The sequence below is a fragment of the Microbacterium aoyamense genome (assembly GCF_023155855.1).
GTDB classification, from domain to species: Bacteria; Actinomycetota; Actinomycetes; order Actinomycetales; family Microbacteriaceae; genus Microbacterium; species Microbacterium aoyamense.
Genome location: NZ_JAKNUT010000004.1, coordinates 36,779 through 61,227, shown reverse-complemented (window position 1 = coordinate 61,227; position 24,449 = coordinate 36,779). Strand labels below are relative to the sequence as shown.

The 24,449-nt window shown below is 69.5% G+C and carries 22 protein-coding genes and 1 tRNA gene; 4 read left to right on the top strand and 19 right to left on the bottom strand.

Translation table 11 applies throughout. The features are described from left to right. Window positions 1–53 precede the first annotated feature (53 nt). Window positions 54–968, top strand: coding sequence for an aminoglycoside phosphotransferase family protein (locus tag MA876_RS11565; RefSeq protein WP_248149017.1), 915 nt, complete (start codon window positions 54–56; stop codon window positions 966–968). On the opposite strand, the gene MA876_RS11560 is transcribed toward MA876_RS11565, so the two are convergent. Further along, window positions 920–1,744 carry a hypothetical protein gene (locus tag MA876_RS11560; RefSeq protein ID WP_248149016.1) on the bottom strand — a complete coding sequence of 275 codons (825 nt, stop codon included), beginning with the start codon at window positions 1,742–1,744 and terminating at the stop codon, window positions 920–922. The two genes, MA876_RS11565 and MA876_RS11560, sit on opposite strands and share 49 nt — an antisense overlap. Before the next feature lie 303 nt (window positions 1,745–2,047). Between MA876_RS11560 and MA876_RS11555 the strand changes: the two genes are divergently transcribed. Continuing rightward, window positions 2,048–3,769, top strand: a complete 1,722-nt coding sequence (locus MA876_RS11555; protein ID WP_248149015.1) for a YhgE/Pip domain-containing protein — start codon at window positions 2,048–2,050, stop codon at window positions 3,767–3,769. Window positions 3,770–3,897: 128 nt separating this feature from the next. Here MA876_RS11555 and MA876_RS11550 read toward each other — a convergent pair. The 7 genes from MA876_RS11550 to MA876_RS11520 form a co-directional block, all read right to left on the bottom strand. After that, a tRNA-Gln gene (locus MA876_RS11550) sits at window positions 3,898–3,969 on the bottom strand. Between the two features lie 78 nt (window positions 3,970–4,047). Continuing rightward, window positions 4,048–5,562 carry a glutamate--tRNA ligase gene (gene gltX, locus MA876_RS11545; RefSeq protein ID WP_248149014.1) on the bottom strand — a complete coding sequence of 505 codons (1,515 nt, stop codon included), beginning with the start codon at window positions 5,560–5,562 and terminating at the stop codon, window positions 4,048–4,050. A 2-nt stretch (window positions 5,563–5,564) separates the two neighbouring features. Continuing rightward, complete coding sequence (locus tag MA876_RS11540; protein ID WP_248149013.1) at window positions 5,565–6,812, bottom strand: MFS transporter; 1,248 nt, start codon at window positions 6,810–6,812, stop codon at window positions 5,565–5,567. Next, window positions 6,809–7,579, bottom strand: a complete 771-nt coding sequence (locus tag MA876_RS11535; RefSeq protein ID WP_248149012.1) for a fumarylacetoacetate hydrolase family protein — start codon at window positions 7,577–7,579, stop codon at window positions 6,809–6,811. Before MA876_RS11535 ends, MA876_RS11540 begins: the two co-directional genes overlap by 4 nt. An 86-nt stretch (window positions 7,580–7,665) precedes the next feature. Then, on the bottom strand, window positions 7,666–8,772 hold the full coding sequence (locus MA876_RS11530) for a branched-chain amino acid aminotransferase (RefSeq protein WP_248149011.1): 1,107 nt from the start codon (window positions 8,770–8,772) through the stop codon (window positions 7,666–7,668). Between the two features lie 31 nt (window positions 8,773–8,803). Continuing rightward, window positions 8,804–9,856, bottom strand: a complete 1,053-nt coding sequence (locus MA876_RS11525) for a 3-isopropylmalate dehydrogenase (RefSeq protein ID WP_248149010.1) — start codon at window positions 9,854–9,856, stop codon at window positions 8,804–8,806. 88 nt (window positions 9,857–9,944) lie between these two features. Next, window positions 9,945–10,250 (bottom strand): hypothetical protein, encoded by a 306-nt coding sequence (locus MA876_RS11520; RefSeq protein ID WP_248149009.1) that lies wholly within the window; start codon window positions 10,248–10,250, stop codon window positions 9,945–9,947. 101 nt (window positions 10,251–10,351) lie between these two features. Here MA876_RS11520 and yczR point away from each other — a divergent pair, with 101 nt between their 5' ends. Then, the gene (gene yczR / locus MA876_RS11515) at window positions 10,352–11,773 is read left to right on the top strand and encodes a MocR-like transcription factor YczR (protein WP_248149008.1); all 1,422 of its coding nucleotides are present in this window, start codon (window positions 10,352–10,354) and stop codon (window positions 11,771–11,773) included. Here the strand turns inward: yczR and MA876_RS11510 are convergent, their stop codons facing one another. Beyond that, the gene (locus tag MA876_RS11510; RefSeq protein ID WP_248149007.1) at window positions 11,774–13,309 is read right to left on the bottom strand and encodes an MFS transporter; all 1,536 of its coding nucleotides are present in this window, start codon (window positions 13,307–13,309) and stop codon (window positions 11,774–11,776) included. 93 nt (window positions 13,310–13,402) lie between these two features. Between MA876_RS11510 and MA876_RS11505 the strand changes: the two genes are divergently transcribed. Next, entirely contained in the window at window positions 13,403–13,948 is a 546-nt protein-coding gene (locus tag MA876_RS11505) for a TetR/AcrR family transcriptional regulator (RefSeq protein WP_275562740.1), read from the top strand. Between the two features lie 9 nt (window positions 13,949–13,957). Here the strand turns inward: MA876_RS11505 and serA are convergent, their stop codons facing one another. The 10 genes from serA to MA876_RS11455 form a co-directional block, all read right to left on the bottom strand. Next, window positions 13,958–15,562, bottom strand: coding sequence for a phosphoglycerate dehydrogenase (gene serA / locus MA876_RS11500; RefSeq protein ID WP_248149006.1), 1,605 nt, complete (start codon window positions 15,560–15,562; stop codon window positions 13,958–13,960). Window positions 15,563–15,694: 132 nt separating this feature from the next. Beyond that, on the bottom strand, window positions 15,695–16,048 hold the full coding sequence (locus tag MA876_RS11495) for a bacitracin resistance protein (protein ID WP_308221656.1): 354 nt from the start codon (window positions 16,046–16,048) through the stop codon (window positions 15,695–15,697). Then, on the bottom strand, window positions 16,045–16,563 hold the full coding sequence (locus tag MA876_RS11490; protein WP_248149005.1) for a DNA polymerase III subunit gamma/tau: 519 nt from the start codon (window positions 16,561–16,563) through the stop codon (window positions 16,045–16,047). Before MA876_RS11490 ends, MA876_RS11495 begins: the two co-directional genes overlap by 4 nt. Before the next feature lie 66 nt (window positions 16,564–16,629). Beyond that, window positions 16,630–16,833 carry a hypothetical protein gene (locus tag MA876_RS11485; protein WP_248149004.1) on the bottom strand — a complete coding sequence of 68 codons (204 nt, stop codon included), beginning with the start codon at window positions 16,831–16,833 and terminating at the stop codon, window positions 16,630–16,632. 194 nt (window positions 16,834–17,027) lie between these two features. Then, complete coding sequence (ilvC, locus tag MA876_RS11480; protein ID WP_248149003.1) at window positions 17,028–18,053, bottom strand: ketol-acid reductoisomerase; 1,026 nt, start codon at window positions 18,051–18,053, stop codon at window positions 17,028–17,030. Between the two features lie 44 nt (window positions 18,054–18,097). Continuing rightward, on the bottom strand, window positions 18,098–18,607 hold the full coding sequence (gene ilvN, locus MA876_RS11475; RefSeq protein ID WP_248149002.1) for an acetolactate synthase small subunit: 510 nt from the start codon (window positions 18,605–18,607) through the stop codon (window positions 18,098–18,100). Between the two features lie 2 nt (window positions 18,608–18,609). After that, window positions 18,610–20,412 (bottom strand): acetolactate synthase large subunit, encoded by a 1,803-nt coding sequence (locus tag MA876_RS11470; protein ID WP_248149001.1) that lies wholly within the window; start codon window positions 20,410–20,412, stop codon window positions 18,610–18,612. Window positions 20,413–20,447: 35 nt separating this feature from the next. Then, window positions 20,448–22,154, bottom strand: a complete 1,707-nt coding sequence (gene ilvD, locus MA876_RS11465; protein WP_248149000.1) for a dihydroxy-acid dehydratase — start codon at window positions 22,152–22,154, stop codon at window positions 20,448–20,450. A 9-nt stretch (window positions 22,155–22,163) separates the two neighbouring features. After that, window positions 22,164–22,943, bottom strand: coding sequence for a trehalose-phosphatase (gene otsB, locus MA876_RS11460; protein ID WP_248148999.1), 780 nt, complete (start codon window positions 22,941–22,943; stop codon window positions 22,164–22,166). Further along, window positions 22,940–24,364, bottom strand: coding sequence for an alpha,alpha-trehalose-phosphate synthase (UDP-forming) (locus tag MA876_RS11455; protein WP_248148998.1), 1,425 nt, complete (start codon window positions 24,362–24,364; stop codon window positions 22,940–22,942). The genes otsB and MA876_RS11455 overlap by 4 nt, the downstream gene beginning before the upstream one ends. Window positions 24,365–24,449 lie beyond the last annotated feature (85 nt).

Genomic DNA, 24,449 nt, shown 5'->3' with positions numbered 1-24,449 from the left:
ATTACAACTCATTCCCACACAAAGCAATACCCGCGAGGGAATAGGGTCGAAGGATGCCCGACAAGCCGCCCGCCGAGGTGCTCATCGACGAGCGCGTCGTCCGCGCCCTCCTGGCTCAGGCGAATGCGTCGATTCCGGATGCCGCATCCCGCGCGCTCACGAAGACGTCGGAGGGGTGGGACAGCGAGGTGTGGCGCCTCGGCGAGGATCTCGCCGTAAGGCTCCCCCGCCGTGCGCTCGCGGCACCGCTCGTCCTCCACGAGCAGCGCGCGCTGCCGGTCGTCGGCCCGCGGATCGAGGCCACCGGCATCCACGTCCCCATCCCTGTCTTCGCGGGGTCGCCGTCGGACCACTACCCGTGGCACTGGTCGATCGTGCCGTGGTACGCCGGGACCGCAGGGCTCCACGTGCCACGCGCCGAGCGCGCGGACTGGGCCGGACCCCTGGCTGCGGCTCTCGTCGCACTGCACGCACCGGCACCCGCCGACCACCCCGTGAACCCCGTGCGCGGCGTGCCGTTGACGGATCGTGCGCCGCTCGTCTCCGAACGCGTCGCGCTACTGCGCGAGACGCACGCGCTCCCGCCGTCGTCGGTCGATGCGCTCGAGTCGGTATGGCGAGCCGGCCTCGCCGCCGCACCCTGGAGCGCGGACCCGGTATGGATCCACGGCGACCTGCACCCCGGCAACCTCGTCGCGGACGGCGGACGACTCGTCGCCCTGATCGACTTCGGCGACGTCACAGCGGGTGACCCCGCCTACGACCTCGCGGTCGCGTGGCTCGCGTTCGACGCCCGCGGGCGCGCGCGGTTCCGCTCGGCGCTCGAAGGGCGCCACGACGCCGCGACGTGGGTGCGTGCCCGTGCGTGGGCCGCGACGATCGCGATGATGCTCGTGATCAACAGCGACGACAACCCCGACTACGGCGCGCTGGGAGCCGAGGCGATCCCCGAGGTCCTCGGCGACTGAGCCTCGCGGGCCGGCGCTTCGCGCACCCACACGTCGACGCGGTCATCGCGCCCGACGAAGCGCAGGAGCATGCCGTCCCGCAGTTGATCGTTGAGGATGCCCAGCATCCCCGACTGCACCGTGAAGTCCACGATGGGGTCGAGATCCTGCGCAGCGCAGCTCATCGTGAACGGCCGTCCTCGCGACGAGAGCAGGACGCAGGGTGCGCCGATCCGCGAACGGAGCTCCCACACATCGATCTCGTGGAAGTCGCCGAAGTACTGCATCGTCGAGGGATCGCCGTCGAACCCGCGCACCAGGTCGTCCCAATCGGCGGGCGTCTCGGGCACGCTCGTCGCCGGCTGCAGCGTGGCCTCGGGCCGGTCAGCCGCGAGATTCACCGCTGACAGCGCGATCGCCGCACCGAGTCCCGCACTCGCCAGGGCGATGCCCCAGACGGGCACGCGCTGCCACCACGACCGCCGTGTGGGTGCCGGCGCGCGATCCTCGACGGCTCGAGCGTCGGCTCGGGATGCCGCATCCTCCGCCGTCGGCTCGTGCGCGCTCTGCGGAGCGGGCTCGGCTTTCGGTACCTCAGGACGGCGGATCGGCTCGCGCACCGCGGGCTCGACCGGCACCGCGGCCACCGGCTCCTCGTCGCGCAGCAGGTCTTCGAGTTCGTGCAGACGCGCGACGGCGGCGGGGTCGGCCGAGATATCGCCACCCGGGCCATAGGCGCGACGACGCAGGTCCGCGAGTTCGCGGGACTGCTCAGACCACGGCGGCCGAACCTCCATCGCCCCATTATCGCCGCCGCGAAGATAACGCTTGGTCACGGTTTTGTAGCTTGCGCACAAGAAATCGAGTCCCACGGGTCGTGAGACTTGGTCCCAGCCCCAGCGAGGGTGTGGAGAACGCGGATGCCGCGGCATCCACCTGTTACATTCGCACCGCTCTCACGACGGCAGCCTTCTGGGGTCCGGGCACCAGCGACGGTGCACGGATGGAGGCGATCGCGACCCGCGATCCGCTGTCGACCGGCGTCAGTCGGTGCACCCGTCCACGCCTGCGTGCAGGCGCGATCACATTGGAGTGACTTGATGACGAGAACCGAACCACACGCGCACGGCACGGGGATGCGCATCGCCGTCGTCGTGCTCAGCGTTCTGCTGGCCGCGATGATCGGGATGTATCTGCTCACGATGTCGAAGATCTCGTCCGGCGCCGACCAGCTCGCCGCCGGCACGACCCAGGCCGACGACGGATCGCAGGAACTCGCGGCGGGCGCCGCGACCCTGTCGGATGGCGCCGGCGATCTCGCCGCGGGGGCCTCGAAGCTCGACGCGGGTGCGGACTCCGCCGACGAGGGTGCTGCCAAGGTCGCCGCGGGTGCGAGCAAGGCGGCATCCGGTGCTGCGCAGCTCGCCGACGGCGCGGTGACGCTCTCGGCAGGCGCCTCGAAGGCTGCCGACGGTGCGAACCAGCTCGCCGCGGGTGGTGCGAAACTCTCCAACGGCCTCAACGACGCGGGCGCGGGCATCGCGAAACTCGACGACGGCGCGAGCCGGCTCGCGGCCGGCGCTGCGGAGCTCGCGAAGAAGTCCGCTCCGCTGACCGCCAACCTTCCCTCCGTCGGCACCGGCAGCGCGCAGCTCGCAGCCGGTATCGCACACCTGAACGGCGCCGCGGCGCAGGTCGCGACGGGGCTGTCGCAGCTGAGCGCGGGCGCCCAGAGCGCAGAGGCGGGTGCGAAGAGCCTCGCAGACGGCGCCGGGCAGCTCTCCGGCGGCACCGCAGAGGTCGCCGGAGGGGCGGTCCAGGTCGCCGGTGGCGCGAGTCAGGTCGCCGACGGTGCGGCATCGCTCGCCGGTGGCACCGCCCAGGTCGCGGCGGGCTCCGCGAGTGTCGCGGGTGGGCTCGAGCAGCTCCGACAGTCACTCGTGGCCGCAGGCGCCGACGCCGCGCTGATCCAGCAGGTCACGGCACTCGCCGAAGCCGCGAGCCAGGTCTCGGCGGGCGCTGCGGACGTCAACGGCGGCGCGGCGACCCTCAACCTGGGCGCGCAGAATCTCAAGAACGGCGCCGATGGCCTCGCCTCGGGTGCCGGCACGGTCGCCTCGGGTGCCGGCACGATCGCCGCGGGCGCGACGTCGCTGTCCACGGCGCTGTCGACGATGGCTCCCGCGGCTGCCGCGCTCAGCGGCGGCTCGGCGCAGATCGCGGGCGGAACCGCGACGCTGGCGACGAAGTCCGCCGAGCTCGCGGCCGGTCTCGGCCGGATGGCCGGTGGCGCGGGCGACCTCGCATCGGGCATCGCCCGTCTCGACAGCGGCGCCACCGAGGTGTCGGGTGGGCTCGATCTGCTCCGCAGCAAGTCGAGCGAGTTCGTCACGGGCGGCGCGACGATCAGCACGAAGCTGCGCGACCTGTCGGCCGGCACGAGCACTCTCTCCGCCGGAGCCGCGAAGCTCGAGAGCGGCGCGAGCACCCTCGCAACGGGCACGAGCGAGCTGTCCACGGGTGCGACCGCACTGTCGTCGGGGATCACCGACCTCGCGGACGGCGCCGGTGAACTGTCCGCCGGTTCGCAGCAGCTCGCGGACGGCTCGGGTGAGCTCTCGGCCGGAGCGACGCAGCTCGCCGACGGCAACGCGCAGATCGCCGCGGGCACCGACCAGCTCGCCGACGGCGCGTCGGGCGCGACGCCGTCGCTGCTTCCGTGGATGCTCGGCATCGCGCTCGCGGGCCTCATCGCGATCGGCTTCTGGGTCGGCCACCGCGTCGAGCACCGCCGTCGCGCGGCGACGACCGTCACTGCCTGACCGCACGACATGCCGAGGGGCGTGGGCTGGAGCATCCGGTCTGCGCCCCGTCGTCATGCCTCGGAACAAGGGTGGCACACGGTCGCAGGCAAACGAAAAACCCCCGGATGACCGGGGGTTTTTTCGAGCTGGGGTACCTGGACTCGAACCAAGAACAAAGGTACCAGAAACCTCCGTGTTGCCAATTACACCATACCCCAATGGCCTCGACCGAAGCCGTGCCGAAGATCAAGCTTAGTCGACTTCGGCGGCGAGGCCAAACCGGCGTGTCGCGCGGATCAGCCCACGCGGGTCACGAGCGCGCCCAGACGACGGATGGATTCGGCCTTGCCGAGCAGCTCCATCGACTCGAAGAGCGGAGGCGAGATCCGTCGCCCGCTGATCGCGACACGCGGTGGTCCGTAGGCGACGCGGGGCTTGAGCGCCAGCCCCTCGATCAGCGCCGCCGACAAGGCCTCCTGAACAGCGGCGGCGGTGAACTCCGACTCGGGCACGAGCTCGAGGGCACCGACCGACGCGACCAGCACCTCGCCCGCGTTCGCCGGCAGCGAGGCCAGGGCGTCGTCGGCGTACGTCAGCTCGTCGGTGAAGAGGAACCCCAGCATTCCGGGGACCTCGCCGAGCAGCTGCACGCGCTCCTGGACGAGCGGGGCGGCTGCCGCGACGAGCGCGCTCTGCTCAGTGGTCAGCTCCTCCCCCACGACACCTCCCGCACGCAGGTAAGGGACGATGCGCGCGGCGAAGTCTTCGGGCGAGAGCATCCGGATGTGGTCGCCGTTGATCGATTCGGCCTTCTTCTGGTCGAAGCGCGCCGGGTTCGGGTTGACGTTCACGATGTCGAAGGCCGCGGTGAACTCCTCGAGCGAGAAGATGTCGCGGTCAGGACCGATCGACCAGCCGAGGAGCGCGAGGTAGTTGAGCAGGCCCTCGTGGATGAAGCCCTTCTCGCGCTGCAGGAAGAGATCCGCCTGCGGGTCGCGCTTCGACAGCTTCTTGTTGCCCGTCTCGCCGAGCACGAGCGGCATGTGGCCGAAGCGCGGCATGAAGTCCGTCACGCCCGCGTCGACGAGCGCGGCGTACAGCGCCAGCTGGCGTGCCGTCGAGGGCATGAGGTCTTCGCCGCGGATGACGTGGGTGATGCCCATGAGGGCATCGTCGACGGGGTTCGTGAACGTGTAGAGCGGCTGCCCGCCCGCGCGCACCACCACGAAGTCGGGGAACGAACCGGCGGGGAACGTCACCTCGCCGCGGATGAGGTCGACATAGGTGACATCGTGCTCGGGTACCCGCACGCGCCATGCGGGCTCGCGCCCCTCGGCACGGAACGCGGCCTTCTGCTCGTCGGTCAGCGTACGGTCGAAGTTGTCGTAGCCCAGCTGCTTCGCGCGACCGGCCGCCTCGTTGCGCGCGTCGATCTCTTCGGCCGTCGAGTACGACTCGTAGACGGCACCGGCCTCGATCAGCTTCTGGAGCACGCCGGCGTAGATCTCACCGCGCTGGGACTGCCGGTACGGCTCGTGCGGACCGCCCTTCTCGACGCCCTCGTCCCAGTCGATCTCGAGCCACGTGAGCGCGTCGACGAGCTGTCGATACGACTCCTCGCTGTCGCGTGCGGCATCCGTGTCCTCGACGCGGAAGATCATCTTGCCGCCCGTGTGACGTGCGTACGCCCAGTTGTAGAGGGCCGTGCGGACCATTCCGACGTGCGGAAGACCCGTCGGCGAGGGGCAGAACCGCACGCGGACGTCGGTGCCGCTGGCGGTCGTGGTGCGGGGATCGGGTGAAGAAGGCATCCTCACGATTCTACCGACGCGGATGCCGCGGCCCGCCGCCCGAGAGGCGACGACGCGGCGACGGCGACGACGAGCACGCCGACCGTGAGCGCCAGACCGCCGTAGCCGATCCAGCCGAGCACGACTCCGGCGAGGATCGCACCGACACCGGCCACCATGCTCATCGTGAAGTCACTGAGGCCCTGCCTGCGTGTGCGTCGCTCCTCCGAAGAAGCCTCGGTCAGAAGAGCGGAACCGGAGACGGTCGTCGCGCTCCACCCGAGACCGAGCAGCACGAGACCGACGGTGACGGCCGTGTTCGACTCCTGCCCGAACGAGGCGGTCAGAAGCGCGGCGACGAGCAGTCCCTGGCCCACCAGGATCGTCGACACGCGCCCGAGCCGGTCGGCCAGGATGCCGAAGACCGGGGCGAGGGCGTACATGCCGGCGATGTGCAGGCTCAGGGTGAGGCCGATGATCGCGAGATCGGCACCGTGGTGGAGCAGATGCACCGGGGTCATCGCCATGACCGACACCATGACCCCGTGGGCCGCGGCGATCGCGAAGATCGCGTAGCGCGCCGCGACCGGACGGTCGGCCTTCGCGATGGCGCCGCCCTTCGGGCCGGCGTTCGCGCGGTCGGCGACGACGCGCTGCGCGAGCACGAGGGGGTCGGGGCGCAGCAGGAACAGGTACAGCGCGATCGCGAGCAGCTGGCCGACGATCGTGAACAGGTAGGGGCCGCTGAGCGGCGGCATCCCGACCGCATCGCCGACGATCTCGCCGGGTCCCGTGAGATTCGGTCCGAGCACGGCGCCGATCGTCGTGGCCCACACGACGATCGACAGGTCTCGGCCGCGCGTGGCGTCGGTCGCGAGGTCCGCCGCGGCGAACCTCGTCTGCAGGTTCGCCGCCTGACCGCCCCCGATGAGCAGGAACGAGACGAGCAGCAGCGGGAACGATCGCATTCCGATCGCCGTGACGACGAGCACGACGCCGACGAGCGCCGCTGCCATGCCGGTCGTGAGCGCGACGCGTCGTCCGAATCGGCGGGCGAGCGCCGCCAGCGGGACGGCGATCGCGGCGGTGCCGAACGTGACCGCCGCCGCCGCGAGCCCCGAGAACGACTCATCGCCCGAGATCTCGGCCGCGAGCACGGCGCCGAGCGAGAGCGTCGCGCCGAAGGCGATGCCCCCGAGAACCTGCCCGATCGACAGCACCCAGACGGTGCGACGCTGGATGCGGGTGATGTCGAGCGGGGCGGAGCTCATCCGGAAGCGCGTGCGGTGTTGCGGAGGATACCGAGTCCCGTGATCTCGACCTCGACCACATCGCCTGCGACGATCTGGCCGACGCCGGCGGGGGTGCCCGTGAGGATGACGTCCCCCGGCAGGAGGGTGAACGCCGCCGAGGCGTACTCGATGATCTCGCCGAGCGAGAAGATCATGTCGCTGATCGGCCCCTGCTGGCGGATCTCACCGTTGAGGCGTGTCGTGATGACGGCATCCCCCGTCACATCGAACTCGGTCTCGATGCCCGGGCCGAGCGGGCACGACGTGTCGAATCCCTTCGCACGCGCCCACTGCCCGTCGGACATCTGCCAGTCACGCGCCGTGAGGTCGTTGCCGATCGTGTAGCCGAACACGTAGTCGAGGGCGTCCTCGGCCGAGACGTTCTTCGCGATGCGGCCGATGACGGCGGCGAGCTCGCCCTCGAAGCTGATGAAGTCCGAGTGCTTCGGCAGGACGACGGCGTCGCCCGGGCCCACGACTGTCGTGTTGGGCTTGAAGAACAGCATGGGCGCCGTCGGCACGTCGTTGCCGAGCTCGGCCGCGTGGTCGCGGTAGTTGCGGCCGACGCACACGACCTTCGAGCGCGGGATGACGGGGGCCAGCAGCGCCACGTCACCGATCGGCACACGCTCGCCCGTCGTGTCGAAACCCGCGAACATCGGGTCGCCGCTGAGGACGACGAGCTCGCCCTCGTCGACGATGCCGTAGCGGATGGCGTCCTGGTGGCTGAAGCGTACGATCCTCACCCGTTCAGCCTATCCAGCCCTGGCATCCGCACACCGGCCGGCGGAAGGCATCCACCGTCCGAAAACGGTCATGCCTCTCGCGTGGCTCAGCCGTCGAGGCGGACGAGCCAGCCGTGCTTGTCCTCGCGGCGCCCGTACTGGATGTCGGTGAGCTCTTCGCGCAGCGAGAGCGCGAGTTCGCCGATGGGCTGCTCATCGAAGAAGTCGCGGCCCTTGAGCTCGCCGATCGGGGTGACGACGGCGGCCGTGCCGCACGCGAACACCTCGACGATGTCGCCGGATGCGACCCCCCGCCGCCACTCGTCGAGCGAGACGCTGCGGCCCTCGACCTTGTGCCCGCGGTCCTTCGCGAGCTGCAGGATCGAGTCCCGCGTGATGCCCTCGAGGATCGACGGCGACTCGGGCGTCACGAGTGTGCCGTCCTTGTAGACGAACACGACGTTCATCCCGCCGAGCTCCTCGACGTTGCGGTCCTGGTCGAGGAAGACGACCTGGTCGCACTCGTTCTCGTACGCCTCGGACTGCGGCAGGAGGGAGGCCGCGTAGTTCCCGCCGGTCTTGGCCGCACCCGTGCCGCCCTTGCCCGCGCGCGAGTAGTCCTCGCTCAGCCAGATCGATACCGGCTTCACGCCACCCTTGAAGTACGCGCCGGCCGGGGACGCGATGACGTAGTAGGCGACCTTGTGTGCGGGGCGCACGCCGAGGAACGCCTCCTTCGCGAACATGAAGGGTCGGAAGTAGAGGCTCTGATCGGCACCGGTCGGCACCCAGGCCCCGTCGACGGCGATGAGTTCGCGCAGCGACTGGATGAAGTACGACACGGGCAGCTCGGGCAGCGCGAGTCGTCGAGCGGAGCGCTGCAGACGGCGGCCGTTCTGGTCGGGACGGAAGGTGTGGACCGAACCGTCCGCATGGCGATAGGCCTTGATGCCCTCGAAGATCTCCTGACCGTAGTGCAGCACCGCTGCAGCGGGGTCGAGCGAGAGCGGGCCGTAGGGCTGCACGCGCGGGCGGTGCCAGCCGCCGTTCACCGACCAGCAGATGTCGACCATGTGGTCGGTGAAGTTGGTGCCGAAGCCCGGGCTCTGAAGGATCTCGTCGCGCTGAGCGGTCGTCTTGGCGTTGAGGTTCTTCGTCACCGCGAACTGCAGCGGAGCGAGTCCCGTGTCGGGGTCGGAATCGATGAGGGTCATGTCACGTCCTGTGGGTCTGATGCGTCAAAGGTTACGCCTGAAGCCGCGTCGCGATCGCGTCACCGATCTCGGCCGTCGTGCGTGCGGAGCCGTCGCGGCCCGCGATGTCGGCTTCCACCGCGGTGGTGACGCGGTGTGCTTCGCCGGGGAGCCCGAGGTGATCGAGCAGGAGGGCGGTGGAGAGGATCGCGGCCGTCGGGTCGGCGATCTGCTGTCCTGCGATGTCGGGCGCCGACCCGTGCACGGGCTCGAACATCGAAGGGAACGTGCCGTCGGGGTTGATGTTGCCCGAAGCGGCGAGGCCGATGCCACCGGTGACGGCGCCTGCCAGGTCCGTGAGGATGTCGCCGAAGAGGTTGTCGGTGACGATCACATCGAAGCGGCCCGGGTTCGTGACCAGGAAGATGGTTGCCGCGTCGACGTGCAGATAGTCTACGGCGACATCCGGGTACTCGGATGCCGCGGCATCCACGATCCGCTTCCACATGCCGCCCGCGTGTACGAGCACGTTCGTTTTGTGCACGAGGGTCAGCTTCTTGCGACGCTTCTCGGCGAGTGCGAAGGCGTAGCGGACGACGCGCTCGATGCCGTACGCGGTGTTGACCGACGTCTCGTTGGCGACTTCGTGCGGCGTGCCGCGGCGGATCGATCCGCCGTTGCCCACGTACGGGCCCTCCGTGCCCTCGCGCACGACGACGAAGTCGATGTCGCCGGGCTCGGCGAGCGGGCCGGGCACGCCCGGATAGAGCTTCGAGGGCCGCAGGTTGACGTAGTGGTCGAGTTCGAATCGGAGCTTCAGCAGGAGCCCGCGCTCGATGTTCGCGTCCTTCAGGCGCGGGTCGCCGGGGACGCCGCCGACGGCGCCGAGCAGGATGGCGTCGTGGCCCGCGATCGCTGCGAGGTCCGCATCCGTGAGCGTCTCACCCGTCTCGAGGAACCGGGTCGCGCCGAGCGAGAAGTGCGTCTTGTCGAAGCGGATGTCGAGGCCGGCGGTCGCGGCATCCAACACCTTCTCTGCTTCGGCGATGACTTCGGGACCGATGCCGTCTCCGGGGATGACGGCGAGCTTCACGACACGCGGCATCCCGCCAGCCTACCGGCGGCCGCCACCCGTCCGAACGCGGTGGAGGGCGGGCGCGGATTCCCGCCCCGCCCTCCACTGGTAGCGCGTCTCACTCGTCGCGCTCGCGCGCGAGCTGCTCCTCGATGCGGTCGGCGGGAACGCCCGCGAACCGCTCCGACAGTGCCCGATGCTCGGCGGCGCGGCGCTCGAGCGCCTCCGCGATGCGGTCGGCCGGGAGTCCGCCGTGCTGGGCCGCCCCCTGCCCTGCACGCTCGCCCTCGACGACCGGCCCCGGTTGCGGGTCGGGCAGGTCACCGCGATTCGGGAGGGTCTGACACGCGGTCAACGACCCCAGTCCGACGACGACCATGAGGGCGACAGCAGACATGCGATTCCGCGAATTGGTGTGGAACATGATGAAGCTCCTCTCTCGATGTCTTCCGATCTTCATCAGTGATCACATCGTCCTCGCCAATTGGTCTTCCATCCAGAGACCAATTCTCGTAAAGTGGTCGTGTGACGTCGCACCAGATCACGATGCACCACCTCGCCGGGCTCTTGGGCGAATGGCGTGGTCCCGCGAGCGACTACTCAACCCTTGCCGAGCGGATCCGGCTGCTGGTGATCGACGGTCGCATCAAAGCCGGCGCGCGTCTGCCCTCCGAGCGCGCGCTCGCCGAACACCTCGGCATCAGCCGTACGACGGTGAACTCCGCTCTCGCCGACCTGCGGGCCAGCGGATACGTGCGCAGTCGACAGGGGTCGGGGAGCGTCATCGAGATCCCGGGTCGCACGGGTGATCTGCCGATCCCCCGCGCGGGCGACATGCTCGATCTCAGCCGCGCCACCTCATCGGCGGTGCCCGGGGTGCACGCGGCCGCAGAACGTGCGCTGCGTCGACTGCCCGCACGTCTCACGACCGACGGGTACGAGCTGTCAGGGCTCCCTACGCTCCGCGAGACGCTCGCCGCGCTGTACTCATCGCGCGGCGTGCCCACTGCGCCCGAGAACATCCTCGTCACGAGTGGCAGCGCGAGCGCCGTCTCGCTGATCGCCCGGACGTTTCTGGCCCCGGGCGACCGAGTCATCGTCGAGACTCCCGGCTACCCGCACTCCAACGACGCCTTTCGCGCTGCGGGCGCCCGACTGATACCCACGATCGTCGACGGCGAAGACGGGTGGGATGCCGAGGAGTTCGCGAGCTCGGTGACTCGAGCGTTGCCGGTTCTGGCGTACGTGATGCCCGACTTCCACAATCCCACGAGTCGGAGCATGTCCGCGTCCGTCCGTGGCGCCGTCGTGGACGCGGCGGCGCGGAACGGCACGATCCTCGTGTCCGACGAGACGACGGCCGAGCTCGACATCGACCGGCTCGAGTCGACCATCCCGATCGCGGCGTACGACACGGCCGGAAGCACCGTCGTCAGCGTGGGGTCGGCGAGCAAGACGATGTGGGGCGGGCTGCGCGTGGGCTGGATCCGAGCCTCGACCACGATCATCGATCGCCTCGTCGCGGCGCGGTTCTCGTTCGACCTCGGAGCCGCCGTCCTCGAACAGCTGATCACTTCCGAACTGCTCGAGGACCTCGATGCGATCATCGCCTATCGGCGTGATCTGCACCGGGCATCGCGCGACACGCTCGCAGCCTCGCTGACGCGTGACCTTCCGTCGGCGCACCTCCACTCCGTCGACGGCGGAGTCGCCGCCTGGGTGCGGCTGGACACGCCCGTCAGCTCTGCGCTCACGATCGCCGCACGATCGCGCGGCCTGCTGATCGGAGCGGGCCCGTGGTTCGGGCTGAGTGGCGAATTCGAGCGCAACATCCGCGTGCCGATCACCGCGACGCCCGACGCGATCGAGCGCGCGGTGACCATCCTCGCCGAAGCGATGCCCGAGGCATCCGCACCTCACCACGCCGCGCACCGCGCGGTTCTGTGATCAGCGGCGCGCGCGGCCGAGGGTCATCGCTGCGATGACGGCGGCGAGGATCACGAGTCCTGCCCCGATGAGCGCCGTCGTGCCGACACCCGCGTCGAAGGCATGAGCCGCGGCATCCCGCACCGCGTCGCCCAGCGAACCGCCGATCTCGTCCGCCGCGTGCACGGCACCCGCGAGCGTCTCGCCCGCCGCGTGCGCCGCGTCGGCGGGAAGCCCCGCGGGGAGCGTGAGGTTGGCGCGATAGAGGGCCGTGAGGATGCCGCCGAGCACCGCGGTGCCGAGGACGGCACCCAGCTCGTACGCCGTCTCGGAGACGGCGCTGGCCGCGCCCGCCTTCTGGGGCGGGGCGCTCGCGAGGATCAGTTCGTTCGACACGGTCTCGGCGGCGCCGATGCCGATGCCGAGCGAGACGAACGCGCCGACGAGCAGACCGAGGCTCTCAGGCCCCGTGGCGAACGCGACGGCGACGTAGCCGAGCACGGAGAAGGCGAGGGCCGCAGGCACGACGATCCGCGGCGGCACGCGTTTGGCGATCGGCACGACGACGAGGCCCGATGCGATCATCGCGGCGAGACCGGGGACGAGGGCGAAGCCGGCGACCATCGGGCTCAGCCCCACGACGAGCTGCAGATGCTGCGCGACGAAGAAGAGGAAGCCGACGAGCCCGACGACGCTCAAGAGGTTCACCAGCAGGGCGCCGCTGAAGGTCGCGTTGCGGAACAGCCGCATGTCGAGCATGGGCGTCTGCGCCCGCAGCTGACGCCGGACGAACAGCCAGCCGAAGACGATGCCGACGGCGAACCACAGCCACGCGAGCGAGGCGACGCCGTGCACCGCGAGCTCCTTGATCGCGTAGACGATCGGGATCATTGTGCCCATCGACAGGGCGATGCTGACGGGGTCGATCCGGCCCGGGTTCGGGTCGCGGCTCTCGGGCACGAGGATCGGTGCGAGCACGAGCAGGGGAACGAGCACCGGCACGGCCATGAGGAAGACCGAGCCCCAGCCGAAGTGCTCGAGCAGGATGCCGCCTACGATCGGGCCCAGCGCGGCGCCGGCCGAGAACATCGACGCCCACACGGCGATCGCGAATCGCCGCTGGTCGCGGTCGGTGAAGATCGACCGCAGGAGCGACAGCGTCGACGGCATGAGCATGGCGCCGAAGACCCCCATGAGCGCGCGGGCGGCGATCAGCAGTTCGGCGTTCGGTGCGAACGCCGCGAGGGCCGAGACGGCGGCGAAGCCGGTCGCGCCGATGAGCAGCATCCTGCGACGGCCGAAGCGATCCCCGAGGGTGCCCATCGTGACGAGCAGGCCCGCGAGCACGAGCGGATAGGCGTCGATGATCCACAGCTGCTGCGCGCTCGTCGGCTCGAGGTCGAGGGCGATCGCGGGCAGGGCGAAGCTCAGCACCGTGTTGTCGACCGAGACGAGCAGCACGGGCAGCATGAGCACCACGAGCGCCGCCCAGCCGCGCCAGCCGACCCGGTGGGCCTGCTCGGCGCGGATCGCGTCGGTGATCGTCTCGGTGGTCATCTCACAGCCTCTGTTCTTGAACGGCACCGTTTCTATACCGTCCAGCCGGTATAGTATCAGGATGCCCGCTCCCCTGTCGATACGATCGACGCCATGAGTCGCCCTCCCCTCGCCCGCGAGAAGGTGCTCGACGCGTTCGAGGCGATCCTGATCGACGAGGGCGAAAGAGCGGCGACGATGGATGCCACGGCCCGCGCCGCGGGCGTCTCCAAGGGCGGCCTGCTCTACCACTTCGCCTCGAAGGAGGCGCTCGAGGCGGGCATCGTCGAGCGACTCGATGCACTCGTCGACGACGACGTCGCCGCGATGACGACCGCGGAAGAGGGCGCCGTGGCCTACTTCCTCCGCTCGTCGGTCATGGAGAACGACCCCATCGACCGTGCGATCCTCGCGACCGCCCGCCTCGCGCAGGGCGGGAGCACCCCCGCGAGCGATGCCCTGCGCGGTGTGCGCGAGAAGTGGGCGCGGGCCATCCGCCCGCACGCGAAGGACGAGGCATCCCTCGACCTCGTGATGCTCGTGAGCGACGGGCTCTACTTCAACAACGCGCTCTCGGGCGGGTCGATCCCCGGCCCCGTCCCCCGCGGTCCCGCGATGGATGCGCTGATCGCGCTGGTCGAGCGCGCGATCCGCGATTGATCAGCGGCGTCAGGCCTCGGTGATCTCGATCTCGCGGAAGAGGTCGGCGTGGATCGCGGAGCGCACTTCGTCCAGCAGGGCATCCGGCACGGGCGAATCCACCGTCAGGACCGACAGCGCCTGGCCGCCCGCCGCGCGGCGCGCGATCTGCATGCCGGCGATGTTGATGCCCGCCTCGCCGAACTTCTGGCCGTACACCGCGACGATGCCGGGGCGATCGGTGTAGAGCATCACGATGTGGTGCTTCTCGATCGGCAGCTCGATCGCGTAGTCGTTGATCGCGACGAGCTTCTCGACCTGCTTCGTGCCCGTGAGCGTGCCCGAGACCGAGAGCTGCGAACCGTCCGACAGCGCACCGCGCAGCGTGATGACGTTGCGGTACTCGGGGCTGTCGTCATCCACGAGCAGGCGCACCACGACGCCGCGCTGTTCGGCGAGCAGGGGCGCGTTGACGTACGAGACGGTCTCGCTCACGATGTTCGTGAAAAGTCCCTTGAGCGCCGCGAGTTTGAGCACCGACACGTCGTAGGCCTGCAGTTCGCCGTGCACCTCGACGTCGAGCGACGTGAGGGGCGAGTGCGCGAGCGCGGCGAAGATCTGCCCGAGCTTCTCGACGAGCGGGATGCCGGGCCGCACGTACGGGTCGATGACGCCACCCGCGACGTTGACGGCATCCGGAACCAGGTCGCCGCCGAGCGCGAGACGCACCGAGTTCGCGACCGAGACGCCGGCCTTCTCTTGCGCCTCGTCGGTCGACGCGCCGAGGTGGGGCGTGACGACGACGTTCGGCAGGTCGAGCAGCATCCGGGCCGAGCCGCCTTCGACGGGAGGCTCGGTCGTGAAGACGTCGAGACCCGCGCCGGCGATCTCACCCGTCGTGAGGGCCTTGAACAGCGCCTCCTCGTCGATGAGGCCGCCACGGGCGACGTTGACGACGTACGCCGTCCGCTTCATCAGGCGGAACTGGTCGATGCCGATCATGCCCGTCGTCTCGGGTGTCTTGGGCATGTGGATCGTGATGAAGTCGCTCTGCTCGATGAGTTCGTCGAGCGACACGAGCTGCACCCCGAGCTGCTGCGCGCGAGCGCTCGTGACGTACGGGTCGTACGCGATGACGCGCATGTCGAAGGCCTGGAGGCGGGCGGCGATGAGCGCGCCGATGCGGCCGAGGCCGATGATGCCGACCGTCTTCTCGAAGAGCTCGGTGCCCGTGTAGGCGCTGCGCTTCCACTGCCCCTGCGCGAGCGACGCGTGGGCCGCGGGGATCCGGCGCGCGAGCGACAGGATGTGGCCGATCGTGAGCTCGGCGGCCGAGATGATGTTGGATGTCGGCGCGTTGACCACCATGACACCCGCGGTCGTCGCCGCCTTGATGTCGACGTTGTCGAGTCCGACGCCGGCGCGGGCGACGACCTTGAGCACGGGAGCCGCCGCGAGCGCCTCGGCATCGATCTTCGTCGCCGACCGCACGAGCACAGCGTTCGCCTCTGCGAGCGCCGCGAGCAGTGCGGGCCGATCGGTGCCGTCGACGTTGCGCACGTCGAAGTCGGGGCCGAGGGCGTCGATCGTGGCGGGCGAGAGTTCTTCGGCGATGAGCACGACGGGCTTCGTCACGGATGGATCCTTTGTGGCTGCGGTGCGCGACGGGCGCGAGAATGTGGATGCCGCGCCGCACGCCATCGGGACGAGGCTCCCGCCAGCCTACCGGCCGTGCATGCCCCGCCTCGTACGTGTGACGTCGAGCGGCTAACCCAGCAGGGTCGCCCCGTACACCGCCGCGTACGCCACGATGTTCAGCCAGAACACGGCGACCAGGCCCAATCCGGCCAGCAGCACCAGCGCGAAGGGACCAGCCTTGCGCTTCCACCCGAGAGCGAACCCCACGGCGAACACCGCGATCGGGAACACGACCCCCGCGAGCAGGAGCGCCCAGCCCGCGCCGTTGAGCCCGAGCGCACCGCTCGCCTGATCGATGAGGAACGCGAGTGCATTCCACACGGCGTAGGCGTAGAAGAGCCCGAACGCGCCGGCGATCGTCGCCACGAGCCAGGTCGGCATCGCGGATCGGCGGGGCGAGGCATCCATCGTCGCGTCGCTCACTGTCCCACCGCCCCGGTCATGATGAAGGGCCACGGGATGAGGAGCGCCGCTCCGGCGAGAAGCCAGACGATCCGCACCCAGGTCGGCGAGCGACGCGTGAGCAGGAAGACGGCGGCGAACCAGAACACCGGTGCCAGGACCGCGATCCAGAGGCCGAACTGATAGGCGGCCGCGCTCACCAGGAACATCGCCGTGCCCTCGAGCCGCAGTCCGCCGATGATCCACCCGATGACGTACAGCAGGTACACCCCGCCGAACACGCCGAGCGAGATGAGCGCCGCGTTGCTCATGGGCTCGCGGTCGCCCGGCATCACGACACTGCCGTCCGGCTCGATGCGACCGACGTCGCCACTCCCCTGGCCCACCGCGGTGAAGCCCTTCGGCAGAGCAACCGGCGCGGCATCCGTCACCGGCGCTGCATCGGCGTCGTCGTCGACTTCCGGCGTACCGACGTCGAGTGTCGGATCGTCATCGCCGGACCAGCTGAGGGCATCGTCGTCACGGCCTGGAGTCACGGGCCCAGCGTACCGGCACAGGGCCGAGCCCCGCCGAGCACGGGCTCGACGGGGCTCAGGCGTTGTTCAGTGCGCGATCCGAAGACGCGGTGCGCGCGGCGCCGGCCGGAACCAGACGCCCAACGCACGAAGGGCGTCGACGACCGGACGCGTCGGCGAGATCGTGACGCCGCGATCCGCGATGCTGCGGATGAGCGCGTTCTCGCGGTCCAGGGCCGCCGCTCGTTGGTGTTCGAGACGGACGGCCGCGGTGTAGGTGTGATAGTCCATGACCGTTCCTTCCGTGGAGTGCACCGCCCGAGTCGGCGGTGACAAGGGTGAGGAGGCTCACCACCCGGCCCTGATACCGCTCCGCCTGAGGAATCGGTGCCACCACGGAAAGAGGCCCGGCCGCCACCTCCGGATGAGAGGTGACGACCGGGCCGAAGACCGATCCGATCAGGAGCGGTGGTTCATGCGAGGACTCAGCGCGCGGCGGAGCCTTCCGTGTAGTCCGCGTCCGTCTGCTTCCAGGCGAACAGGGCGCGCAGGTCGCGACCCGTCGACTCGATGGGGTGCTGAGCGCCCTTCTCGCGGAGGGCGAGGAACTCGGGGGCGCCGGCGTCCTGGTCGTCGATGAAGCGCTTCGCGAAGGCACCGGACTGGATGTCGGCGAGCACCGCCTTCATGTTCTCCTTGACGCTCGGGTCGATGACGCGCGGGCCCGAGACGTAGTCGCCGTACTCCGCCGTGTCCGAGATCGACCAGCGCTGCTTGGCGATGCCGCCCTCCCACATGAGGTCGACGATGAGCTTGAGCTCGTGGAGCACCTCGAAGTACGCGATCTCGGGCTGGTAGCCGGCCTCGACGAGCGTCTCGAAGCCGTACTGCACGAGCTGCGACGTACCGCCGCAGAGCACCGACTGCTCGCCGAAGAGGTCGGTCTCGGTCTCTTCCGTGAAGGTCGTCTTGATGACGCCGGCGCGCGTGCCGCCGATCGCCTTCGCGTACGAGAGCGCGGTCGCCCACGCGGTGCCCGAGGCATCCTTCTCGACCGCGATGATGTCGGGGATGCCGCGGCCCGCGACGTACTCGCGACGCACCGTGTGGCCAGGGGCCTTGGGCGCGACGAGGATGACGTCGACGCCCTCGGGGGCGTCGATGTAGCCGAAGCGGATGTTGAAGCCGTGCGCGAACGCGAGCGTCTGACCCTCGTGCAGGTACGGCTTGATGCCGTCGCTGTAGATGCCGCGCTGGTGCTGATCGGGCGCGAGGATCATGATGAGGTCGGCCCACTGGGTGGCGTCCGCGACGGACTTGACCTCGAAGCCGTCCTCGGTCGCCTTCTCGATCGACTTCGAGCCGTCCTTGAGGGCGATGACGACCTCGACGCCCGAGTCGCGCAGGTTCTGCGCGTGCGCGTGGCCCTGCGAGCCGTAGCCGACGATCGCGACCTTCTTGTTCTGGATGATCGAGAGGTCGGCGTCGGCGTCGTACAGCAGTTCAGCCATGAGTGTGTTTCTCCTTGATTGCTGGGGTAGTGGAAAAGTGATGGTCAGCCGCGCAGGACGCGCTCGGTGATGGACTTGCCGCCGCGGCCGATCGCGAGCAGGCCCGACTGGGCGAGCTCCTTGATGCCGAAGGGCTCGAGTGCGCGCAGGAAGGCGTCGACCTTGCCCTTGTCGCCCGTGACCTCGACGACGAGCGCGTCGGGCGCGTAGTCGACGATCGAGCCGCGGAAGAGGTTCACGACCTCGAGCACGTTCGAACGCGTCTGGTTGTCGGCGCGGACCTTCACGAGCATGTGCTCGCGCTGGACCGACGTCGTCATGTCGAGCTCGACGATCTTGATGACGTTGATCAGCTTGTTGAGCTGCTTCGTCACCTGCTCGAGGGGCAGTTCGTCGACGTCGACGACGACCGTGATGCGCGACAGTCCCGGCACCTCGGTGACGCCCACGGCGAGCGACTCGATGTTGAAGCCGCGACGGGCGAACAGCCCCGCGACGCGGGTCAGCAGACCCGGCTTGTCCTCGACGAGGAGGCTCAGCACGTGACTCGACATGGTCAGTCCTCCTGCTCGAAGGCGGGCGCGTGGTCGCGCGCGTACTGGACGTAGCTGTTGCTGACGCCCTGGGGCACCATGGGCCAGACCATCGCGTCGGCGCTCACGACGAAGTCGATGACGACGGGGCGGTCGTTCGTCTCGAGGGCGGTCTGAATCGCGGCATCCACGTCCTCCTCCTTCTCGACGCGGATCGCGAGGCACCCGTACGCTTCGGCGAGCTTGACGAAGTCCGGGATGCGCACGGTGCCGTGGCCGGTGTTGAGGTTCGTGTGCGAGTAGCGGCCGTCGTAGAACAGCGTCTGCCACTGGCGGACCATGCCCAGCGACGAATTGTTGATGATCGCGACCTTGATCGGGATGTTGTTGATCGCGCAGGTCGCGAGCTCCTGATTCGTCATCTGGAAGCATCCATCGCCGTCGATCGCCCACACGTGGCGGTCGGGCTCGGCGACCTTGGCACCCATCGCGGCGGGCACGGAGTAGCCCATCGTGCCCGCGCCGCCGGAGTTGAGCCAGGCGTTCGGCCGCTCGTACTTGATGAACTGCGCGGCCCACATCTGGTGCTGACCGACGCCCGCAGCGTAGACGCCTTCGGGGCCGGTGAGCTCGCCGATGCGCTGGATGACGTACTGCGGCGACATGAGTCCGTCAGTCGGCTGCGTGTAGCCGAGCGGGAACTCGTCCTTCAGGCCGTCGAGGAACGCCCACCACTCCGTGATGTCGGGGGTCGTGGTGCCGGAAGCCGCGCGGAACGCCGCCTCCAGGTCGATCAGGACATCCTTGAGGTCGCCCACGATCGGCACGTCGGCCGTGCGGATCTTCGAGATCTCGGCGGGGTCGATGTCGACGTGCACGACCTTCGCGTTCGGGGCGAACAGGGCGGCCTTGCCGGTGACGCGGTCGTCGAACCGCGCGCCGAGCGAGACGAGCAGGTCGGCCTCCTGCAGCGCGAGCACGGCGGGAACCGTGCCGTGCATGCCCGGCATGCCGAGGTGCTGCGCGTGGGAGTCGGGGAACGCGCCGCGCGCCATGAGGGTCGTCACGACCGGCGCGCCCGTGCTCTCGGCCAGCGCGAGGAGCTCGGCCGACGACTGAGAGCGGATGACGCCGCCGCCCACGTACAGCACGGGCTTCTTGGCCTCGGTGAGCAGCTGCGCGGCCGCCTGGATCTGCTTTCCGTGCGCCTTGGTGACGGGGCGGTAGCCGGGCAGGTCGATCTTCGGCGGCCAGACGAACGGCACCTCGGCCTGCTGGGCGTCCTTCGTGATGTCGACCAGGACCGGGCCGGGGCGACCGGTGCCGGCGATCTCGAAGGCGGCGGCGATCGCACCGGGGATCTCGGAGGCATCCTTCACGAGGAACGAGTGCTTCGTGATCGGCATCGTGATGCCGACGATGTCGGCCTCCTGGAAGGCATCCGTCCCCATCAGGGTCGAGAAGACCTGACCCGTGATGCAGACGATCGGCACCGAGTCCATGTAGGCGTCGGCGATCGCGGTCACGAGGTTCGTCGCACCGGGACCGGATGTCGCGATCGCGACGCCGACCTTGTTGGATGCCGCGGCATAGCCCTCGGCGGCGTGGCCGGCGCCCTGCTCGTGGCGGACGAGGATGTGACGCAGTTCGCTCGAGTCCATGAGCGGGTCGTAGACGGGCAGGATGGCGCCGCCGGGCAGGCCGAAGACGTCGGTCACGCCGAGCAGCTCGAGCGAGCGGACGACGGCCTGCGCACCCGTGAGCACGGGCGCGGCGGAGGCGCGGGCAGGGGGCCGGGGAACAGCCGGCAGGGAATCGGCAGTCATGGTGATCCTTGGAATCGAATGCGGGATGCCGGGAACTACCCCGTCGTCGCGCCCTCCGCAGCGGAGCGCACGAGACGCGAGTACTTGGCAAGGACGCCACGGGTATAGCGCGGGGGTAGCGGCTCCCAGCCGGAGCGGCGGGAGGCGAGCTCTGCATCATCGACGAGTAGGTCGAGAGTGCGAGCCGCGATATCGACCCGTATCAGATCACCATCGCGCACGAAGGCGATCGGACCAGCGTCCACCGCTTCGGGTGCTATGTGGCCGATGCACAGGCCGGTTGTGCCGCCTGAGAATCTGCCGTCCGTCAACAGTAGTACATCTTTTCCGAGGCCGGCGCCCTTGATGGCGGCCGTGATGGCGAGCATCTCGCGCATGCCGGGGCCGCCCTTGGGGCCCTCGTAGCGGATGACGACGACGTCGCCGGCGGCGATCTCGCCCGCCTCGAGGGCATCCATCGCCGCACGCTCGCGCTCGAAGACGCGCGCCGGGCCTTCGAAGACGTCCGCGTCGAAGCCCGCCGACTTCACGACGGCGCCCTCGGGCGCGATCGAGCCGTGCAGGATCGTGATGCCGCCCTTTGCGTGGATCGGGTCGTCGAAGGAGTGGATGACGGTGCCGTCGACCGGATCGGGGTTCAGCTCGGCAAGGTTCTCGGCGAGCGTCTTGCCGGTGACGGTGAGCGCGTCGCCGTGCAGGAGACCCTCGTCGAGCATCGCCTTCATGATGACGGGGATGCCGCCGTGGCGGTCGACGTCGTTCATGACGTACTTGCCGAACGGCTTCATGTCGGCCACGTGCGGCACCTTGTCGCCGATGCGGTTGAAGTCGTGCAGCGACAGGTCGATATCCGCCTCGCGTGCGATCGCCAGGAGGTGCAGAACGACGTTGGTCGAGCCGCCGAGCGCCATCGCGAGCGCGATCGCGTTCTCGAACGCCTCCTTCGTCAGGATGTCGCGCGTCGTGATGCCCTGACGGAGCAGGTTCACGACGGCCTCGCCCGACCGGTGCGCGAAGTAATCGCGGCGGCGGTCGGCCGACGGCGGCGCGGCCGAGCCCGGCAGCGAAAGGCCGAGCGCCTCGGCGACGGAGGCCATCGTGTTGGCGGTGTACATGCCGCCGCACGCGCCCTCACCGGGGGCGATCGCGCACTCGATGCGCTTCAGGTCGGCCTCGCTCATCTTGCCCGCGAGACACGCGCCGACGGCTTCGAACGAGTCGATGATCGTGACGTCCTTCTCGGTGCCGTCCGACAGCTTGACCCACCCGGGCGCGATCGAGCCGGCGTAGAGGAAGACGCTCGACAGGTCGAGGCGGGCGGATGCCATGAGCATGCCGGGGATCGACTTGTCGCACCCGGCCAGCAGGACGGAGCCGTCGAGGCGCTCGGCCATCATGACGGTCTCGACGGAGTCGGCGATGACCTCGCGCGAGACCAGCGAGAAGTGCATGCCCTCGTGGCCCATCGAGATGCCGTCCGACACCGAGATCGTGCCGAACTGCAGCGGATAGCCACCGCCGGCGTGCACGCCCTCCTTGGCGCCCTGCGCGAGGCGGTCGAGGCTCAGGTTGCAGGGTGTGATCTCGTTCCAGCTCGACGCGATGCCGATCTGCGGCTTGTCCCAGTCCTCGTCGCCCATGCCGACGGCGCGGAGCATGCCACGTGACGTGGTCGCTTCGATGCCGTCGGTGACGACGCGGCTGCGGGGTTTGATGTCGATCTGGTTCTCGGGCCCGGGCATTCTGCGAGTCTATTCCCGCTTATATGCTCTCTCGGTCGCGAGCTCGTCCAAGAACGCGGCGAGATCTTCGACGTTCGCGACGAAGACGGATGCCGCGCTCTCGCTCTCCCCCACGTGCACGCCGAGATCCGCATCGCCGAGACTCACGAGGGCATCCTCGTCGGTGACGTCGTCGCCCGCGAAGAGCACCGCCGTCGCGCCGATCCGTGCCCGCAGCGCGGCGATCGCCGAGTCCTTGCCCTCGTGCCGGAAGGCGTACTCGACGATGTTCTTGCCCGAGCGCCGCCGCCAGTGGGGCGCTTCGGCCGCGACGAGCGCGTCGACCGCAGCATCCGCCGCCGCCGCCGTCTCGGGGCTCGCGGTGCGAGTGTGCACGCCCAGCCCGAACGACTTCGGCTCGATCCAGACGCCGTCCATGCCCTCCGTCGCCGTGACGGCGTGGTCGTACAGGGCCTGCCGGAGCGCATCGTCGACCTCGTCGGCCTCGGGCTCGAGTGCGCCCTCCCCCGGCACCCAGAACTCGGCGCCGTGGCTGCCGGCGAGCAGCACCGGCGAGTCATCGAGGTGCTCGGCGATCTCGCGCAGGTCGTGCAGGCTCCGCCCCGACACGAACGCGACCGTCGTATCGGGCAGTGCAGCGAGCCGCTCGATCGCGGCGCGCGCTTCGGGGATCATGCGAGCCTTCATCGGCTCGTCGTGCAGGTGCGAGAGGGTGCCGTCGAAGTCGAGGGCGACCAGCAGGCGATCCGTGCGGGCGATCTTGGCGATCGCGTCGGCGCGCGCGCTCATCGGTTCGCCTCGCCGGCGTGGGAGGCGGCGGCCAGCGCATCGAGGAACGAGTGCGACCACGCGGCGACGTCGTTGTCGAGCACCTTGCGCCGCATCGCGCGCATCCGTCGCCCCTGCTCGGCGGGTGGCATCTCGATCGCGCGCATGATGGTGTCCTTGAGGGCGTCGATATCGTGCGGATTCACTCTCAGCGCCGTGCCGAGTTCGTCGGAGGCGCCCGCGAACTCGCTGAGGACCAGCGTGCCGCGGTTGTCGATGCGCGTCGCGACATACTCCTTGGCCACGAGGTTCATGCCGTCGCGCAGCGCGGTCACGAGCATGACGTCGGCCGCGAGGTAGAGCGCGACCATCTCCTCACGGGGGAAGCCCTGATGCAGATAGCGGATCGCGGAGTGCCCGAGCGTGTCGTGGTCGCCGTTGATGCGCGTGACCATCAGCTCGATCTCGTCGCGCAGTTCGATGTAGGCCTGCACGCGCTCGCGGCTCGGGCTCGCGACCTGCACGAGCGTGACGTCCTCGACGTCGATCCGCCCGTCCGCGATGAGCTCGCCGAACGCCTTCAGTCGGTGGCGAATGCCCTTCGTGTAGTCGAGCCGATCGACACCGAGCAGGATGCGCTTCGGGTTCCCCAAGCTCTCCCGGATCTCGGAGGCTCGAGCTTGGATCTCGGGCCGACCGGCCATCTCGACGTAGGACGCGGCGTCGATCGAGATGGGGAATGCCTTCGCGACGGCGACGCGCGTCGAGCCGTCGGCCTCGGGCACGCGGATCCCGGTCGCACGGGTCTCATAGCGGAACAGGCGGCGGACGGCGCGGGCGAAGTTGCCGGCATCCGCCACCCGCTGGAAGCCGATGACGTCCGCACCCAGCAGCCCCTCGAGCACCTGGCGCCGCCACGGGAGCTGCGAATAGAGCCCGTATGCGGGGAACGGAATGTGATGGAAGTACCCGATCGTGAGGTCGGGGCGCGCTTCGCGGAGCATGCGCGGCACGAGCTGCAGCTGGTAGTCCTGCACCCAGACGGTGGCGCCCTTCGCCGCCGCCTTCGCCGCGGCCTGCGCGAAGCGTTCGTTGACGCGGACGTAGGCGTCCCACCACACGCGGCGGTAGCGGGGAGCGGCGATGACGTCGTGGTAAAGCGGCCAGAACGTGTCGTTCGACATGCCCTCGTAGTAGAGCTCGACGTCCTCGGCGGAGAGAGTGACGGGGATCAGACGCGTGCCGTCGTGGTCGAACGGGTCGTGCTCGAGGTCGGCCTGCCCCGGCCATCCGACCCACGCGCCGTGCTCGGTCCGCATGACCGGTTCGAGTGCGGTGACGAGCCCCCCGGGCGAGGTGCGCCAGGACTCGTTCCCCTCGGCATCCACCACGCGGTCGACAGGGAGGCGATTGGCGACGACGACGAACTCGGCCTTGGTCACGGGACTCCCGACGTGGGCGGATGCTGTCGTTTCAGGCTATCGCAGGCCGGTCACCCGCTCGGCCTCTTCGAAGCGGCCCTGTCGC